This window comes from Serinicoccus chungangensis, from assembly GCF_006337125.1.
GTDB lineage: Bacteria > Actinomycetota > Actinomycetes > Actinomycetales > Dermatophilaceae > Ornithinicoccus > Ornithinicoccus chungangensis.
The window spans coordinates 3,141,394-3,157,298 of record NZ_CP040887.1 but is presented as its reverse complement, the minus strand read 5'-3'; the positions used below and the strand labels follow the sequence as shown (position 1 = coordinate 3,157,298).

The 15,905-nt window shown below is 73.8% G+C and carries 11 protein-coding genes; 7 read left to right on the top strand and 4 right to left on the bottom strand.

Going from position 1 to position 15,905, the window contains the following annotated elements; all coding sequences use genetic code 11:
* Positions 1-103: 103 nt before the first annotated feature.
* The 3 genes from FHD63_RS14370 to FHD63_RS14360 all read left to right on the top strand — a co-directional run bounded on the left by FHD63_RS14370 (position 104) and on the right by FHD63_RS14360 (position 3,576).
* Positions 104-1,360 (top strand): MFS transporter, encoded by a 1,257-nt coding sequence (locus FHD63_RS14370; RefSeq protein WP_238705684.1) that lies wholly within the window; start codon positions 104-106, stop codon positions 1,358-1,360.
* Between the two features lie 83 nt (positions 1,361-1,443).
* Positions 1,444-2,151 (top strand): VIT1/CCC1 transporter family protein, encoded by a 708-nt coding sequence (locus tag FHD63_RS14365; RefSeq protein WP_139722632.1) that lies wholly within the window; start codon positions 1,444-1,446, stop codon positions 2,149-2,151.
* A 57-nt stretch (positions 2,152-2,208) separates the two neighbouring features.
* Entirely contained in the window at positions 2,209-3,576 is a 1,368-nt protein-coding gene (locus FHD63_RS14360; RefSeq protein ID WP_139722631.1) for a glucose-6-phosphate dehydrogenase, read from the top strand.
* Positions 3,577-3,594: 18 nt separating this feature from the next.
* Here the strand turns inward: FHD63_RS14360 and FHD63_RS14355 are convergent, their stop codons facing one another.
* A complete protein-coding gene (locus tag FHD63_RS14355) occupies positions 3,595-4,809 on the bottom strand; it encodes a peptidase C39 family protein (RefSeq protein ID WP_158296804.1) in 1,215 nt (404 codons plus the stop codon).
* Between the two features lie 203 nt (positions 4,810-5,012).
* On the opposite strand from FHD63_RS14355, the gene FHD63_RS14350 reads away from it, so the two are divergent.
* The 3 genes from FHD63_RS14350 to FHD63_RS16335 are packed head-to-tail and all read left to right on the top strand — an operon-like array spanning position 5,013 to position 9,620.
* The gene (locus FHD63_RS14350) at positions 5,013-6,608 is read left to right on the top strand and encodes a phenylacetate--CoA ligase family protein (protein WP_139722629.1); all 1,596 of its coding nucleotides are present in this window, start codon (positions 5,013-5,015) and stop codon (positions 6,606-6,608) included.
* Between the two features lie 50 nt (positions 6,609-6,658).
* Positions 6,659-6,940, top strand: a complete 282-nt coding sequence (locus FHD63_RS14345) for a monooxygenase family protein (RefSeq protein WP_139722628.1) — start codon at positions 6,659-6,661, stop codon at positions 6,938-6,940.
* Positions 6,927-9,620: a nitroreductase family protein gene (locus tag FHD63_RS16335; protein ID WP_202978385.1), complete on the top strand. Its 2,694-nt coding sequence runs from the start codon at positions 6,927-6,929 to the stop codon at positions 9,618-9,620. The genes FHD63_RS14345 and FHD63_RS16335 overlap by 14 nt, the downstream gene beginning before the upstream one ends.
* Positions 9,621-9,652: 32 nt before the next feature.
* Here FHD63_RS16335 and FHD63_RS14335 read toward each other — a convergent pair whose 3' ends face one another.
* Positions 9,653-12,919, bottom strand: a complete 3,267-nt coding sequence (locus tag FHD63_RS14335; protein ID WP_139722627.1) for an efflux RND transporter permease subunit — start codon at positions 12,917-12,919, stop codon at positions 9,653-9,655.
* 60 nt (positions 12,920-12,979) lie between these two features.
* Between FHD63_RS14335 and FHD63_RS14330 the strand changes: the two genes are divergently transcribed.
* Positions 12,980-13,447, top strand: coding sequence for a MarR family winged helix-turn-helix transcriptional regulator (locus tag FHD63_RS14330; protein ID WP_158296803.1), 468 nt, complete (start codon positions 12,980-12,982; stop codon positions 13,445-13,447).
* 12 nt (positions 13,448-13,459) lie between these two features.
* On the opposite strand, the gene FHD63_RS14325 is transcribed toward FHD63_RS14330, so the two are convergent.
* Positions 13,460-13,696 carry a hypothetical protein gene (locus FHD63_RS14325; RefSeq protein ID WP_139722625.1) on the bottom strand — a complete coding sequence of 79 codons (237 nt, stop codon included), beginning with the start codon at positions 13,694-13,696 and terminating at the stop codon, positions 13,460-13,462.
* An 85-nt stretch (positions 13,697-13,781) separates the two neighbouring features.
* Positions 13,782-15,851 carry a M3 family metallopeptidase gene (locus FHD63_RS14320; RefSeq protein ID WP_139722624.1) on the bottom strand — a complete coding sequence of 690 codons (2,070 nt, stop codon included), beginning with the start codon at positions 15,849-15,851 and terminating at the stop codon, positions 13,782-13,784.
* Between the last annotated feature and the right edge of the window lie 54 nt (positions 15,852-15,905).

Sequence of the window (15,905 nt, the reverse complement as noted above, 5' to 3'; positions counted from 1 at the left end):
GAAGGCTGGGAACGGGGGGCGTGGGCCCGGGTTAGGCTGGAGAGGTCCGCGCCGGAGGTGCGGACACCCCCCACCGTCGTGCCCCTCAGACCCGAGGCCTCCTTTGTCGACCCTGTCCGCCACCGCTCCCACCGTCACCGAGCGCCCGCACGCGGGCGGGCGGCGGCATGCCCTCGCCTTCGCAGCCCTCATCCTCGGCGGCGTCGGCATCGGGGTCGCCGAGTTCGTCACCATGGGGGTGCTGCCGCAGATCGCGACCGGTCTCGACGTGTCCATCCCGACCGCCGGGTATGCCATCTCCGCCTACGCGCTCGGCGTGGTCGTCGGTGCCCCGGTCGCCGCCGTGGGCGCGGCCCGGCTGCCCCGCCGCGCCGTCCTCGTCGGCTTCATGCTGCTCTTCGCGCTGGCCAACGCTGCCGCGGCCCTCGCCCCCACGCTCGGCACGCTCGTGGCCGCCCGCTTCGTCGCCGGGCTGCCGCACGCCGGCTTCTTCGGTCTGGCCTCGCTGGTCGCGATCTCGCTGGCCCCTCCCGGCCGGGGCGGCCGCGCGGTCGGCACGGTCATGCTGGGCATCCCGATCGCCCTGCTCGTCGGGGTGCCGCTCGGCACCTGGGCCGGTCAGGTCTTCGGCTGGCGGGTGAGCTACTGGGCGGTCGCGGTCATCGGCCTCGTCGCCGCGGTGCTGGTGCGTCTGTGGGTGCCGCGCACGCCCCGCGACCAGCACCGCTCGCGCCGCGCCGAGCTGCGCGCCTTCACGAGCACGCAGTTCTGGCTCACCCTCGCGATCGGGGCCATCGGCTTCGGCGGCATGTTCGCCACCTACTCCTACATCGCACCGACGCTCACCGACGTCACCGGTCTCGCCGAGAGCTGGGTGCCCGTCTTCCTGCTCGTGTACGGCGTCGTGTCGGTCGTGGGGACGTGGCTCGGCGGTCGGCTGGGGGACTGGTCGGTGCTGCGCACCCTGGTCCTCACCGGCGCCGGTTCGGCGGCCGCGCTGCTCGTCTTCTTCTGGAGCTCCGGGGCGCTCGTGCCGGCGATGGTCACCGTCGCCGCGATCGGCCTCTTCAGCTCGGCCTGGGTGATCGGGCTGCAGCTGCGCCTCATGCAGGTCGCCGGTCCGGCCAAGACGCTGGGCGCGGCCATGAACCACGCCTCCCTCAACGTCGCCAACGCGCTCGGCGCCTGGGTCGGCGGGCTGGTCATCGCCGCGGGCTACGGCTACCGCGCGCCCGCCCTCGTCGGCGCCGCGCTGTCGGTGGCCGGCCTGGTCGTGCTCGGCGTCTCGCTGCTCGTGCACCGGCACCACGTGGGGCCGCGGGCCGACCGCGGCCGGCGCGAGGCCGACCTCACCCGCTGAACGCCACGCCGGCCTGCCGCCTGCCGACGTAGCGAAGCCTCACCGTCCTGGCGGGTCCGGGACACGCGGAGGATGCTGCAGGCATGGTCGGGACACCCCTGCAGCACGCCGAGCCGCGCACCACCGCGAGCACGCTCAACTGGTTGCGCGCCGGGGTCCTGGGCGCCAACGACGGGATCATCTCGACCGCCGGACTGGTCATCGGTGTCGCTGCGGCGACCTCCGACCGCACGGCGATCCTCACCGCCGGGCTGGCCGGTCTCGCGGCGGGGGCCATGTCGATGGCCGTGGGGGAGTACGTCTCGGTGAGCACCCAGCGCGACAGCGAGCGCTCCCTGCTCGAGCTGGAGCGTCGCGAGCTGCAGGAGATGCCCGAGGAGGAGCTGGTCGAGCTCACGGAGATCTACCGCGCCAAGGGGCTCTCGCCCGAGCTCGCGCAGCAGGTGGCCGTCGAGCTGACCGAGCGGGACGCGCTCGCGGCGCACGCGGAGGCCGAGCTGCACATCGACCCCGACGAGCTCACCAACCCCTGGCACGCGGCCTGGGCCTCGCTCGTCGCCTTCACCCTGGGTGCCCTGCTGCCCCTGCTCGCCATCATCTCCCCGCCCCTGGCCTGGCGGGTGCCGGTCACGGTGTGCTCCGTGCTGCTCGCCCTGGTGCTCACCGGCTGGGTGAGCGCCACCCTGGGCCGCTCGCCGCGGCCGCGGGCCGTCGCCCGCAACGTGCTGGGCGGCTTCACCGCCATGGCCGTGACCTACGCCATCGGTGCCCTGGTCGGCACGCAGCTCTGACCCCGAGGTGCCACACTGGCGCGGACGCGTCATACCCGAGGGAAGAAGGACGTCCGCATGGCCGACCAGACCACCACGCTGCTCATCCTGGGAGCCTCCGGTGACCTGACCCGGCGGCTGCTGCTGCCCGGGCTCGGGACGTTGCTGCGCGAGGAGACCGACCGGAAGGTGCGGGTCCTGGGCGCCGACCGCCTCGAGCTCAGCGACGAGGACTGGCGGGGCAGGGTCCGCGACAGCCTCGCCGAGGCCGAGGTGCCCGAGGAGGTCGCCGAGCCGGTGGTGAGCGGCGCGACCTACCTGCGGACCGACCTGCTGGAGCGGGAGCAGCTGCAGGCGCTGCTCGACGCCGTCGACGAGCCGGTCGTGCTCTACTTCGCCCTGCCGCCGGCGGTCACCGTCAAGGTGTGCGCGCTGCTGGAGGAGCTGACCGTGCCGCAGGGCACCCGGCTCGCGCTGGAGAAGCCCTTCGGCGACAGCCTGGAGTCCGCGCGCGAGCTCAACCGCCAGCTGCTGCGGGTGGTGCCCGAGGGGGACATCTTCCGGATCGACCACTTCCTCGGCGTCAACACGATCCTCAACCTCATCGGCATCCGGTTCGCCAACCGCCTGCTGCAGCCGATCTGGTCCGCCGAGCACATCGAGCGGGTCGACATCTGCTACGACGAGACCCTGGCGCTGGAGGGGCGGGCCGGCTACTACGACCACGCGGGCGCGCTCATGGACATGATCCAGAGCCACCTGCTGGAGGTCCTCGCCTTCTTCGCGATGGAGGCGCCGGCGACGATGCACGCCGAGGAGATCCGAGGCCTCAAGGCGCAGGCGCTGCGCGCGACCCAGCCGTGGGACCACGACCCGGTCGCCGCGTCGCGGCGGGCGAGGTATGTCGCCGGTGAACTCGGCGACCGCACGGTCCCCGACTACGTGGCGGAGGAGGGGGTCGACCCGACCCGCCAGACCGAGACGCTCGCCCAGCTGACGGTGCAGCTCGACAACGCCCGCTGGGCGGGGGTGCCCTTCGTGCTGCGCTCGGGCAAGGCGCTCGGCACGGCGTCCAAGCAGGTGGTCGTGACCTTCCGCGCCCCGGCGCACGTGCCCCTCGGGCTCACCGACACCCCCGACCCGGACCGGCTCGTGCTCGAGCTCAAGCCGGGCAGCGTGTCGCTGGACCTGTCGATGAACGCCGAGGGCGACCCCTTCGAGCTGGAGCAGAAGGAGCTGTCCGCCGAGCTGGGCAAGGCCCGGATGCTGCCCTACGGCGAGATCCTCGGGGCCATCCTCGACGGCAACCCGCTGCTGACCATCCGTGGCGACGAGGCCGAGGAGCTCTGGCGCATCGTCGAGCCGGTCCTGGACGCGTGGGAGGCGGACGAGGTGCCGCTGGAGGAGTATGCCGCCGGCTCGGCCGGTCCGGAGGGCTGGGTCTAGCCGGCCCCCGGTCCGGGGCTACCAGCTGCCGTGGCGCTTGTCGGTCGGGACGGCGTGGCGGCGTGGGTGGATGAGGTAGGCCGTGCCACCGGAGTACTTCAGCCACACCCGGAAGAGCTCCAGACGCCGGTAGACCACGCGGACCCGGGCATCGCTCGACGCCGCGGGGTCGTTCACGATGACGTCGCCCTTGCTGCCGAAGCCGCGGACCACGACGACGTGCCCGTTGCTGGACGGGATCGGCGCGCCGCTGAGCTCCCCTCTCTTCCAGGCGATGCTGATGACGACCGGCACCCCGGCGCTGATCCACTCCTCGAGCTGGGCGAGCGAGCCCATCCGGGTGACGTACGCCTCCAGCCCGTAGGTGGAGGCCCAGGCGGTGTTGAACGGCCAGTTGCCGTGGCCCCGGTAGGTGTAGTCGTAGGTGCGTGCCGCCGCGCGGGGCACGGTGACGCTCGTGCCCCAGTAGGCCAGGACCATGGAGACGGAGGTGGGCGAGCACCACACCTCCCCGCCGTCCGGGTAGATCATCTGCGAGCGCCGGGGGACGTTCAGGTCGCGCCCCCAGGCCTGCCGGTCCGAGTAGACGGGCAGCCCCGCCCCCTCCTTGGCCGAGTTCGACGTCATGACGGCCACCAGGTCCACACCGGGGCTGACGGTCCGGTCGGTCGTGCACAGGGTCAGCCGGTACTGGAACCGGGTGCACACCGCCCCACCCATGAGCCTCAGCACGTCCGTGTCGACGGAGCCGTCCGCATCCCCCTGACCCGCCACGCTGTGCCGCTTGATCGTTCCCGTGCCCTGCGCCCAGACCCCCATGGTGTAGAACCTCGTCCAGCGCGACTCGGCGGGACGGTAGGCGCGGACCTCCACCTTCACCCAGGTGCCCGCCGGCGTCACGGCGTTCCAGGACGTGATGATCCTGTCGAACGGCTGGGCCGACGTGGTCTTGGGTGAGGTCAGGCGACCGTAGTAGTAGGGGGCGGAGGTGCCGGTCAGCGTGGCGTCCCGCCCCGTCAGCAGGCCGCTCGACGCCAACCTCAGGTGGGCTCGGCCGGACCGGTTCTCCACGACCACGGCGGTGCGCGAGGCCTGCTCGAAGTGGGCCGGGGTGACGTGACGGCGCAGGCTGACGTACGGCTGCACCGCGGCGGCGGCCGTCCCGACCGGGACGGCCATGGCCGGCGGCACGAGGGACAAGGCCAGCAGGACGCTCCTGCGGGTAGCGACCATCGCGATCTCCCTCCCCTGTGCCGGGCCTGCCGGCACCACCAGGCGGCCGACGACGCCCACCATCACCTCGGGGGGATCGTACGACACCAGGTGGGGTCCGCGCTGGTGTCCGAGCGAGGCCGTGCGCCCGGGCGTCAGGAGCTGTCGAGCGGGATCGCGACGCGGACCCCGTCCGCCGGACTCAGGCGCTAGAGTTCCCGGCCATGGGATGGAGAGGCCTGGGGGAGTCGGTCTGGATGAGCACGCCGCTGACGGCCGCGCGCCGGGGTGCGCTCAAGGCGGGGACGCGTGCGCTGAGCACGACCTACAGCCTCTACAAGGTGCACCCGGCGACCTGGCGGCTGACCGCGACGCACTACCAGCCGTGGATGGGTGACTTCGCCCGCCTGCACGCCTGGATGACCTGCCAGCTCGGCTCGCTGCACGTGCCGGCATACCGTCAGCACCTCGCCGAGCACGACTGGCGCTTCCGCTGGTGGGACCTGGAGAACTACCCGCCCACCGACAAGAAGGGCTACGTCCAGCGGTATGACGAGACCTCCCGCACGCGCTCCGGTCGCCTGGAGCTGAGGGGGACGCTCGTGGACGAGAGCTCGGGCAGCTCCGGCACCCCCTTCAACTGGGTGCGCGGGCGCGACGAGCTCGCCGACATCCACCGCAACGTCGCCGGGTTCACCGCGCTGATGATGCGGGACGAGCAGCGGCTCTTCGTCATCAACGCCTACTCCATGGGCGCCTGGGCCACCGGCACCAACACCGGCATCGCCATGGCCAAGATCGCCATGGTCAAGAACACCGGCCCCGACCTCGACAAGATCGTCGACACGATGCGCCACTTCGGGCCGGGCTTCACCTACCTGGTCTCGGCCTACCCACCGTTCCTCAAGGACCTGCGCGACCGGCTCGACGCCGAGGGGTGGGACTGGCCGGCCTGGCGGATGCACGGCCTGGTCGGCGGCGAGGGGATGACCGAGGCGCTGCGCGACTACTGCGAGGAGCGCTTCCTCACCGTCCGCTCCGGCTACGGCGCGTCCGACCTCACCATCGGCATCGGCGGCGAGACCGACCTCACCGTGTGGCTGCGCCGCGCCCTGCTGGAGGACCACGACCTGCGCGAGGCCGTGCTGGGCCCGGGCGAGACCCGGACGCCGATGATCTTCCAGTACAACCCGCTGGAGACCTACCTCGAGACCACCCCCGAGGGCGAGCTGCTGTGCACGCTCACCTCGACGGCGGTGCTCTCGCCCAAGCTGCGCTACAACATCGGCGACGAGGCCCGGCTCATGGACTGGCACGACCTCGCGGCGGTGCTGCGCAGCCAGCCCGAGTGGCAGGCGCCGGCCCGGGAGGCCTTCGTCAAGCAGGGCATGAAGCTGCCCCTGCTCCTGCTCTTCGGCCGGGCCGACGCCACGATCTCCTTCATGGGCGCCAACATCTACCCCCAGGACGTCGAGAACGGTCTCTACACCGACCCGCGGCGGGCCGCCCAGATCGGCTCGTTCACCCTGACCCTCGAGGACGTCGAGCAGGACGCCACCCGCCAGCAGCCGACGATCCACCTCGAGCTGCGGGAGGACGTGCGGCTCGGGGCGGGGGAGCGGGCGGCGCTCGCCGACGGGGTGCGCGCGGGCGTCGTCGACTACCTCGCGCGGACCAGCCGCGACTTCGCGCAGTCGCTGGAGGAGAGCGAGCGCAGCGACGACATCGAGGTGCGGGTGCACGACGCCGGCACGGGGCCGTTCGCCGCGATGCCGGACACGCTCAAGCGCGTCTACCTCCGCCCGGGTGCCGCGGGCTGATGGAGGGCGCAGGGGCGGTCTTCGTCGGCGCGACGCGTTACACGTCCCCGGTGGCCTGGCTGCGCCTGGGGCCGCGCTGGAGGGCGATGGTCGACCAGATGCGCCGGATGCCGGGGTACGTGCACCACCAGGTCTACCTCGACCCGCCGTTCACGCTCGGCACCATCGGCTACTTCACCACCCGGGAGGACCTCCTGCGCTTCGCCCGCAGCGGGGTGCACCGTGAGCTCATGCAGTGGGTGACCGACGGGACGCAGCACGCGACCGGGGGCTACATCCGGGTCTACGAGCGGCGCGGTGCGGCTGAGGAGGCCGGTCGTGCGCACCCGTGACTTCTCGGCGGCGCCGCCGCTGGCCCGGGCCGCGGTGATGATCACCGTCGAGCCGGCCCGGGGACGCGCCTCGGGGGCGTGGCTGCGCTCGGTCGCCCGGGCGCTCGAGGACGCCGACCCGGTGCGGCGCGAGTGGCTGCGCGCCGGGGTGCGCCGCACCGGCGTCATCGCCTGGTATGTCGACACCGCGGCCGGCGCGGACGCGCGCCGGCGGGTGCAGGACGTGGCCGGGTGCGTGGTCCAGGTGCACGAGGCGAACCCGGACGGCTACAGCAACGGGGTGTGGCGGGCCGAGGACGGGCGGATGGCGCACGTCGAGCGCTTCACGCCCGTGGGCCGCGAGGAGGTCGGTCCCCCGGTGGTCCGCCGGCGCTCCGGTGGGGGCACCGTGCTGCGCGTCGAGCCGGTCCGCACCCGCGCCGACCTGCGCGAGTTCCTGCGGGTGCCGCCGTGGGGCACCCGGCGCGAGACGCACGGGGTGCCGTTGTGGCACAGCACCGTCCACTCGTGGTGGACCGGGAACGGCCCGCACCACGCGCACGGGGCCGTCCAGCTCTACCTCGTGCGCGACCCCTGGGGCGTGGTCCACGGGCGCACGACGCTGCATACCGACGACCGCATGGACCACAAGCTCGGCGAGCGCACGCTGCTGCTCGGGGCCACCGAGTTCGCCGGGGAGGCTGCCCTGGTCGCGATGGTCGAGTACGCCGAGGACCTGGCGCGGCAGCGCGGGCGCACCCGCCTGCTCGGCCCGGTCTCGCTGCTGCCCAACCAGGTCGGCGGAGTGGTGACCTCGGGGTGGGAGGAGCCGGGCTTCCTCGACGGGCCGTGGAGCCCGCCGCACTACGCCCGGGACTGGGAGGCGGCCGGGTTCGAGCGGGTCTGGACGGGGTCCACCTGGATCTGTCCCGACCTGGCCTCGCTGGACCCGACCTCGCTCTTCGGCAGCGGCCCGCTGCCCCCGGGGGTCGTGCTGCGGCACGCGGACCGCAGCCAGCTGGAGGAGCAGCTGCCGGTCCTGCGGCACATGCTCAACGCCTCCTTCGCCGAGCTCGGCTACTTCACCCGGATCGAGGCCGACGAGCTGGCCGCCGCGACCGACGGGCTGGCGCACCTGCTCGACGAGCGCCTGCTGCTGTGGCTCGAGCTCGACGGGGAGCCGGTGGCCTTCGTGCTGGTCGTGCCCGACCTCACCGACTTCGTCCGCTCCACCGGGGGCCGGCTCGGGCCGGTCGACGCCGTGCGGCTGCTCGCGACCCGGCGGCGCTACCGCCGCGACGCCGTGCTCATCATCAAGGGGACCGTGCCGGGTGCGCGCGGTCAGGGGCTCATGCGCCACCTGTCCCGGGAGCTGCTGCAGGGTCTGCAGGCCGGGGGCTACGGCGCGCTCCGCGTCACCTTCGTCGAGGACGACAACCGCGGGTCCCAGGCGCAGTTCGTCGCCATGGGCGGCAGGCCGCTGCACGGCACCTGCTTCTACACCCGGCCGGTGCACGTGGGCGTCGAGCCACGCGGCACGGACGACGGGGACCTCCGTCGTGCGAGCGGTCCGCCGCGCGGCGAAGACGAGGCCGGGCCGGACGGAGAGGGCGACGGCGAGCAGAGGCGCGACCCGGGCCGGGGGGCTGACGGCGGTCGCCCGGGCGGCCCGGCGGTGCGTCTGCTGGCCCGCGCCCACGACTGGGGCCGCGCCCCCAGCGCGCACAACACCCAGCCGTGGGACGTGCGGGCGCTGGACGAGGACACGCTGGTGCTGGGGTGGCACGCCGACCGCGAGCTGCCCGTCGCCGACGCCGGCCGCCGCGACCTCCTGCTCTCGCTCGGCGCCCTGGCCCTCAGCCTGGAGGTGGTGGCCGCCGACCTCGGCCTGGAGGCGAAGGTCACGTGGGGGGTGGACCTCGGCGCCCGCCAGGCCGCCGTGGTCCGGCTGCGTGCCCGCCCGGACGGCGGGACGGGGGCTCGTCACCCGCAGCGGCGACCGGCCTCGGCGGGACGGGGGCGGGCCGCGCCGACCTGGTCGGTCGCGGAGCTGCACGCGCGGGCGACGGCGCGCACGGCATACCCCCAGCGTCCCAACCCGTGCCAGGTCGCCGAGATCGCCCGCACGGCCGGGCTCGAGGAGGGCGTCGGCCTGCTCGAGCTGCCGGACGACCTCGTCACCGAGCTCCTCCCCCGTGCGACCGCGCACACGCTGACCGGCCCCGCCGCGACCGAGCTGGCGAGCTGGTTGCGGCTGTCGCCGCGCCACCCGCGCCGAGACCTGGACGGTCTCAGCGCGACGGCGCTCGGGCTCTCCCCGGCCGAGGCGCGCGGCCTCGCGCTGCTCACGTCGGCCGGGCCCCTGCGCCGGGCGCTCGAGGTCAGCCGCCTGGACCGCTGGGTGGCGCGGGCGAGCGAGCTGCGACCTCGCGGCGCGGTGCTCGCCCTGTGGGCGGCGCCGGGGCTCACCCCGGACGAGCTCGGACCGCTGGGCGGAGAGCTGCTCGCCTGCTGGCTGGCCGGGGAGCGCGGCGGCTGGTCCGCGCACCCGCTCAGCGAGCTGCTGGACGAGCCCCGGACGGCCGCCGCGATCGACGAGCACGTCGCCCGGGAGCTGGGACACCCCGTCCAGGTGTATGCCGTGTGGCGCTGCGGCCGACCCGACGCCCTGCCCTACCGCAGCCCCCGCCTCACCGACTGAAGGGCCGTCGCGGGGGTCGGCCCCGGGGCCGCTCAGGCCGCCCGGCGCTCCTCCCGGCGCGACCGCAGGCCGCCCGCCCAGGCCGCTCCCCGGCCGACGAGCTCGTAGAGCACGGGGACCAGGATGAGCGTCAGGGCGGTCGAGCTGATGAGGCCGCCGATGACGACGATGGCCAGGGGCTGGGAGATGAACGCCCCGCCGCCGGTGACCGCGAAGGCCATCGGGGTGAGCGCCAGGATGGTCGCGAGCGCGGTCATGACGATCGGCCGGAACCGGTGCCGGGCCCCCTCGAGCACGGCCTCGGTGCGGCCGAAGCCGCGGGCTCGGTACTGGTTGACCAGGTCGATGAGCACGATCGCGTTGGTGACGACGATGCCGATGAGCATGAGCAGCCCGACCATCGAGGCCACGTCCAGCGCGGTGTCGGTGAGCAGCAGCAGCGCGATCGAGCCGGTCGCCGCGAAGGGCACCGACACGAGCAGGATGAGCGGCTGGACCAGCGAGTTGAAGGTCGCGACCATGACGAGGTAGACGATGGCGATGGCCGCCAGCAGGGCCAGCCCGAGCGCCGCGAAGGCGTCCTGCTGGTCCGAGCTCACGCCGCCCAGCGTCACCTGCACGCCCGCGGGGGTCTCCAGGTCGTCCAGACGCTCCTGCAGGTCGGCGGTGAGCGCGCCGAGGTCGTCGGTCGCCGCGCGCCCGGTGACCGTGGCCGCGCGCAGCCCGTCGACCCGGGTGATGCTGACCGCCTCGTCGACCGTGCGCAGCTCGGCCACCTCGCCGAGGGCGACCGGCTCGCCGTCGGGGTCGGAGCCGACCTCCAGGTCGCGCAGCGCGGCCACGTCGTCGGCCGAGCCCTCGCTCACGACGACGTCCACCTGGGAGGCGTCGATCTCCACCTGCCCGACGACCGCCCCGTCGGTCGCCGCCTGGATGGTCTGACCCAGCTGCGCCTCGGCCAGCCCGGCCGCCGCGGCGGCCTCGCGGTCCACCTCGACCTGCAGGGCCGGCACGGTGTCGGTGAGGTTGTTCGTGACGTCCAGCGCCCCGGCCTCCTCCATGAGGGAGGCGACGTCCTGGGCCGCGGCGTCCAGCTGGTCGAGGTCCTGGCCCTGCACCTGGACCTCGAGCCCGGCGCTGGTGGGCCCGCCCTGCTGGCCGGCCTGCGCGGTGAAGGTGGCCCCCTCGGGCAGGTCGACGGAGGTCGTGAGCTCCTCGCCGAAGGCCTCGCCGTCCACGCCGTCGTCCAGGGTCACCGCGAACGTCGCGGAGTTGGCCCCGCTGCCGAGGAAGACCGCCTCGATCCCGCCGGGGCTGCCGGCGGTCACCTGGTAGGTGACGACCTCGTCCTGGTCGGCGAGCCAGGCCTCGACCTCGCCCGCCTGGTCGTCGGTGTCGTCGAGCGTGGTGCCGGTCGGCATGGTGAGCGTGCCCTGGAGGGTGTTCTCCCCGGTGCCGCCGATGAAGTCGGTCTTGAGGAGGGTCGCGGCATACCCCGTGCCACCCAGCAGGAGCACCGCGAGGAGCACGGTCAGCCAGGGCCTGCCGAGGGCGGTCCGCAGCACCGGCAGGTAGGCCCGCTGCATCCGGTCCGGCTCGTCGGTGTGCTCGGTGTGCGTGGACTCCGGCTCGTGCTTGCCGCCGCCGGAGCGCCGGCCCAGGAACCAGAAGCCGAGCACGGGGATGATGGTCAGCGCCACGAGCAGCGAGGCGAGCATCGCCAGCGTCACGGTCACCGCGAAGGGGCGGAACAGCTCGCCCACCTGGCCACCGACGAAGCCGAGCGGCAGGAAGACGGCGACCGTCGCGATGGTCGCCGAGGTGATCGCGCCGGCCACCTCCCGGGTCGCCTCGACCACGGCGGTGCGCCGGTCCTCGCCGCGTGCGACGTGACGCTTGATGTTCTCGATGACGACGATCGAGTCGTCGACCACCCGGCCGACCGAGATGGTGAGGGCGCCGAGGGTGAGGATGTTGAGGCTGTAGTCCGCCACCTGCAGGCCCAGCAGCGCGATGAGCAGCGACAGCGGGATCGACACCGCGGTGACCAGGGTCAGGCGCACCGAGAGCAGGAAGAGCAGCACCACGAGGATGGCGAAGCCGAGCCCGAGCAGGCCCTCGGTGGCCAGGTCCTCGATGGACTTCTCGATGAACGGCGCGCCGTCGAAGATCGTCACCAGCTCGCCGCCGTCGAGGTCGGTGCTGATCTGGTCCTGCAGCGCGGCCAGCTCGGCGGAGATCTCCACCGCGTTGCCGTCCGGCGTCTTGGTGATGGCCAGGCCGACGCTCGGCTCCCCGTTGGTCCGGGTGTATGCCGCCGCCTCCCGCTCCTCGAGGGTCACCGTGGCGACGTCGCGCAGCAGGGGGATCTCGGCGTCGCCGGCCTGCTCGGCGGCGGCGGTGGCCTGCTCGGCCGCGCCGGCCGCGGCCGCCGCGGCGGCGGCCAGCTCGGGGTCCTGGGGTGCGGCCTGGGCCGCCTGGGCGGCCTCGTCCGCGGCGGCCTGGGCCTCCTGCGCCTGGCTCCGGGTCTGGGCGGCCGCCTGCTGGGCGGCGATCGCCTGCTGCCCGAGCATGGGCAGCGCGCCGATCTGCTCGGCCGAGGTGAGCCGCGAGCCGACCTGCACCGGCAGCTCGGTGTCGCCGTCGAGCACGGACCCGCCGGGGAGCACGACGCCGTTGGCCTGCAGCACCTGGCTCACCGTCTGCAGCGTCACCCCCGCCGCCGCGGCCTCCTCCTCGTCGAGGTCCACGGTGACCACCCGGTCGGCCACCCCGGAGAGGGTGACCGAGCGCACGCCGTCGATGTCCTCGATGTCGGGGATGACCACCCGCTCGAGCCGGTCGACGAGGTCGCGGGCGTCCTCCCCGCCGCTGGCCGCCAGCTGGATGATGGGGAAGTCGTCGAGGTTGCCCGCGAAGATCTGCGGGCTGGCCGAGTCGGGGAGGGCGGGCAGCGAGAGCACGGCCCGCTGCAGGTCGGTCTGCGCGGCGCCCGTGTCGGTGCCGTAGTCCAGCTCGACGACGACCGAGGAGAAGCCGTCGGTGCTGGTCGAGGAGACCTCGACGACGTCGTTCAGCCCCTGCGCGGCGACCTCGATCGGCTCGGTGACCTGCTCCTCGACGACCGAGGTGCTGGAGCCGGGCGTGCTGGTGGCGACGACCAGCACCGGGAACTGCAGCGACGGGAAGAGCTCGCGGGGCAGGCTGCTGGCCGACCACAGGCCGGCCAGGATGCCGAAGACGGTGGCGAGCGCGACCAGCGCCCGGTTGCGGACGCTGAAAAGGGTGAGGCGTGCCATAGGATGCCTAGCCTAAGGCGAACCATTACCCTCGACCGAATCGACGAAGGAGCGCGGCGCATGGCAGAGGCCGACCTGGCGGGCCGCGGCGCGCTGCTCGGGCGGATCAGCGCGAGCGAGGCCCGACTGCACGCGGTCGCCATGCGGTGGCTCGACCCCCAGCCCGTCCCGGCCGAGCTGACCCTGCGTCAGGTCCAGGTGCTCGTGCTGGTCCGCGCCAACCCCGACCTCAGCGGGCAGGCCCTCGCCGAGCACCTGGGTGTCTCCACCCCGACCACGAGCGGGATCGTCGAGCGCGTCGTGGCGCGGGGATGGCTCGTGCGGGAGCAGGACCCGGCCGACCGGCGGCGTCTGCTCCTGCGGATCTCCCCGGAGGGCGAGGCGGTCCTCGCGGCGTTGGAGGGGCCGGTGCTCCAGGCCAAGGCACAGGTGCTCGACCGGCTCAGCGACGTCGAGCTCGCCGACCTGGCCCGGATCACCGAGCGCATGCAGGACGTGGCGGAGCAGATCGACGCCGAGCGCGCCTGACCCGCCAGCGGCTCAGATGCCGTGCGGGCGCTCCGGCGGCGTGGGGAAGGTCGCCCGTGCGCGCGACTCGGCCTGGTCCTGGCCGCTGCCGAGCGAGCCGGGCCCGCTGGTGGCCTTGACGAGGTGCAGCGCGGCCACCGCGAGGAGCACGACCATGACGCCGAGGGCGACCCAGGACTGGGTCACCGCCCACCAGCCGAGCACGACCAGACCGGCCAGGGCGTAGGGGAAGAGCGGGAAGGACGTCATCGGCCACCTCCTGATGGGGCTGCTCACCCTAGCAAGGTCGCCTCTTCGCCGCTGGTCCTCGAGGATGTCGACGACCCCGGACGGGTCAGCCGGTCAGCCCGAGCCGCTCCAGCAGCGGGCCCACCTCGGGGTCGCGGCCGCGGAAGCGCCGGTAGGTCTCCAACGCCTCGATGGACCCGCCCCGGCCCAGGAGCTCCCGGCGGAAGACGTCGCCGGCGGCGCGCGTCATACCCCCCGGGTGGTCGGCGTCGCCCTGCTCGCGGAACCACTGGACGGTGTCCGCGTCCATGACCTCGGACCACAGGTAGGAGTAGTAGCCGGCCGCGTAACCGCCGCCGAAGATGTGGTGGAAGTAGGCGCTGCGGTAGCGCGGCGGGACGAGGGGGAAGGCGACCCCGGCCCGCTCGAGAGCCGCGTGCTCGAACGCCTCCACGCCAGACCCGTCCTCCGGCAGCTGCTCCAGCGGCGTCTGGTGCCAGGCCTGGTCGAGGATCATGGCCTTGAGCAGCTCGATCGTGTGGTAGCCGGTCTCGGTACGGCTGTCGACGAGCTGGTCGACCCACTCCTGCGGGAGGGGCTCGCCCGTCTCGTGGTGACGGGCGTAGCGCCGCAGGAGCGACGGCTCCCAGGCCCAGATCTCGTTGACCTGGCTGGGGAACTCGACGAAGTCGCGGGGCACCGACGTGCCGGAGCGGGAGGGGTAGCGCACGTCGGAGAGCAGCCCGTGCAGGTCGTGGCCGAACTCGTGGAAGAGCGTGATGACGTTGGTCCACGTCATGAGGCTCGGCTGGCCGGCCGACGGCGGCGGCACGTTGCACGTGTTGGTCACGACCGGCAGGTCGCCGAGCAGGTGGGACTGGTCGACGATGCTCGTCATCCACGCCCCGCCCTTCTTCGTCGGCCGGGTGTAGGGGTCGATGGCGACGGCGCCCAGCTGGCTGCCGTCGGCCTCGCGCACCTCGAAGACGCGGGCGGCCTCGGTGTAGCCGACGAGGTCCCCCCGCTCGTGGAAGGTGATGCCGTAGAGCGCGGTCGCGGCGGCGAAGACGCCGTCGGTGAGGACCCGCTCGAACTCGAGGTAGGGGGTGAGCTGCCCGGTGTCGAAGCCCTCCCCGGCGCTGCGGGCGGCGAGGAACTGCCAGTCCCAGCCCTCGAGCGTCGCCCCCGGCTCGAGGCTCTGCAGCTGCCCGGCCAGGGCGTCGGCCTCGCGCTGGGCGATCTCCACGGCGCCCGGGGCGAGCCGGCCGAGCAGGTCGTTGACCGCGTCGGTGGTCTGGGCGCAGCCGACCTGGTGCACGTAGGACGCGTGGTGCTCGTAGCCGAGCAGCGTCGCCCGCTCGGCGCGGAGCCGGGCGATGCGGACCAGGATGTCGCGGGTGTCGTGGGCCTCGTGCCCCTCGCGGCCCAGGCCGCGCTCGACGGAGGCCCGGAAGACCCGCTCGCGCAGGCCGCGGTGCTCCAGGCTGTCGAGGACGGGCTGCCCGGTGGTGTTGGTGAGGGTGACGAGCCACCCGTCGAGCCCCGTGGCCTGCGCGGCCTCCCGCAGCCCGGCCCGCGCGTCCTGGTCCAGCCCGGCCAGCTCGGCCTCGTCGGTGACGTGCACCGCGGCCCCCGCACGACCGGTCACCAGCAGCCGGTCGAACTCCGTCGACAGCGTCGCCAGCTCGCCGTTGAGCTCGCGCAGCCGGGCCTGACCGGGCGCGTCGAGCGTGATCCCGCCGCGCTCGTAGGCGCGCAGCCGCTCGGTGAGGACGAACTCGTCCTGCTCGTCGAGGTCGACCTCCCCGGCGGCGGCGCGGTCGCCCAGCTGGGTGAGCCGGGCGTACAGCCCCCTGTCGAGCATGATCGTGTCGGTGTGCGCGGCCAGCCGCGGCGCGAACTCGGCCATGATGGCGTCCCGCTCGTCGTTGGTGTCGGCGGACTTGGCGACCCAGAACGCCGACAGCGTGCGGTCCAGCGTCGCCCCGGAGGTCTCCCAGGCGTGCAGGACGTTCTCCACCGTCGCCGGCTCCGGGTGCTCGGCCAGGGCCCGCAGCGCCTCGAGCTGCTCCTGCATGCCGACCTCGACCGCCTCGCGGACGTGGGCGTCGGTGAGGTTCGCGTAGTCGGGCAGCGAGAAGGGCAGCGTGGACGGGGAGAGGAGGGGATTGGTCATACCCCTCATCTCAGCACAGCGACGGGCGGTCCGCGGGCGGGGGCGGCCGGGCCG

Coding starts and splice junctions, on each gene's coding strand:
- FHD63_RS14355 (WP_158296804.1), bottom strand. CDS start 4,809: ATGGTCGCTACCCGCAGGAGCGTCCTGCTGGCCTTGTCCCTCGTGCCG.
- FHD63_RS14360 (WP_139722631.1), top strand. CDS start 2,209: ATGGCCGACCAGACCACCACGCTGCTCATCCTGGGAGCCTCCGGTGAC.
- FHD63_RS14365 (WP_139722632.1), top strand. CDS start 1,444: ATGGTCGGGACACCCCTGCAGCACGCCGAGCCGCGCACCACCGCGAGC.
- FHD63_RS14330 (WP_158296803.1), top strand. CDS start 12,980: ATGGCAGAGGCCGACCTGGCGGGCCGCGGCGCGCTGCTCGGGCGGATC.
- FHD63_RS14335 (WP_139722627.1), bottom strand. CDS start 12,919: ATGGCACGCCTCACCCTTTTCAGCGTCCGCAACCGGGCGCTGGTCGCG.
- FHD63_RS14350 (WP_139722629.1), top strand. CDS start 5,013: ATGGGATGGAGAGGCCTGGGGGAGTCGGTCTGGATGAGCACGCCGCTG.
- FHD63_RS14320 (WP_139722624.1), bottom strand. CDS start 15,851: ATGACCAATCCCCTCCTCTCCCCGTCCACGCTGCCCTTCTCGCTGCCC.
- FHD63_RS14325 (WP_139722625.1), bottom strand. CDS start 13,696: ATGACGTCCTTCCCGCTCTTCCCCTACGCCCTGGCCGGTCTGGTCGTG.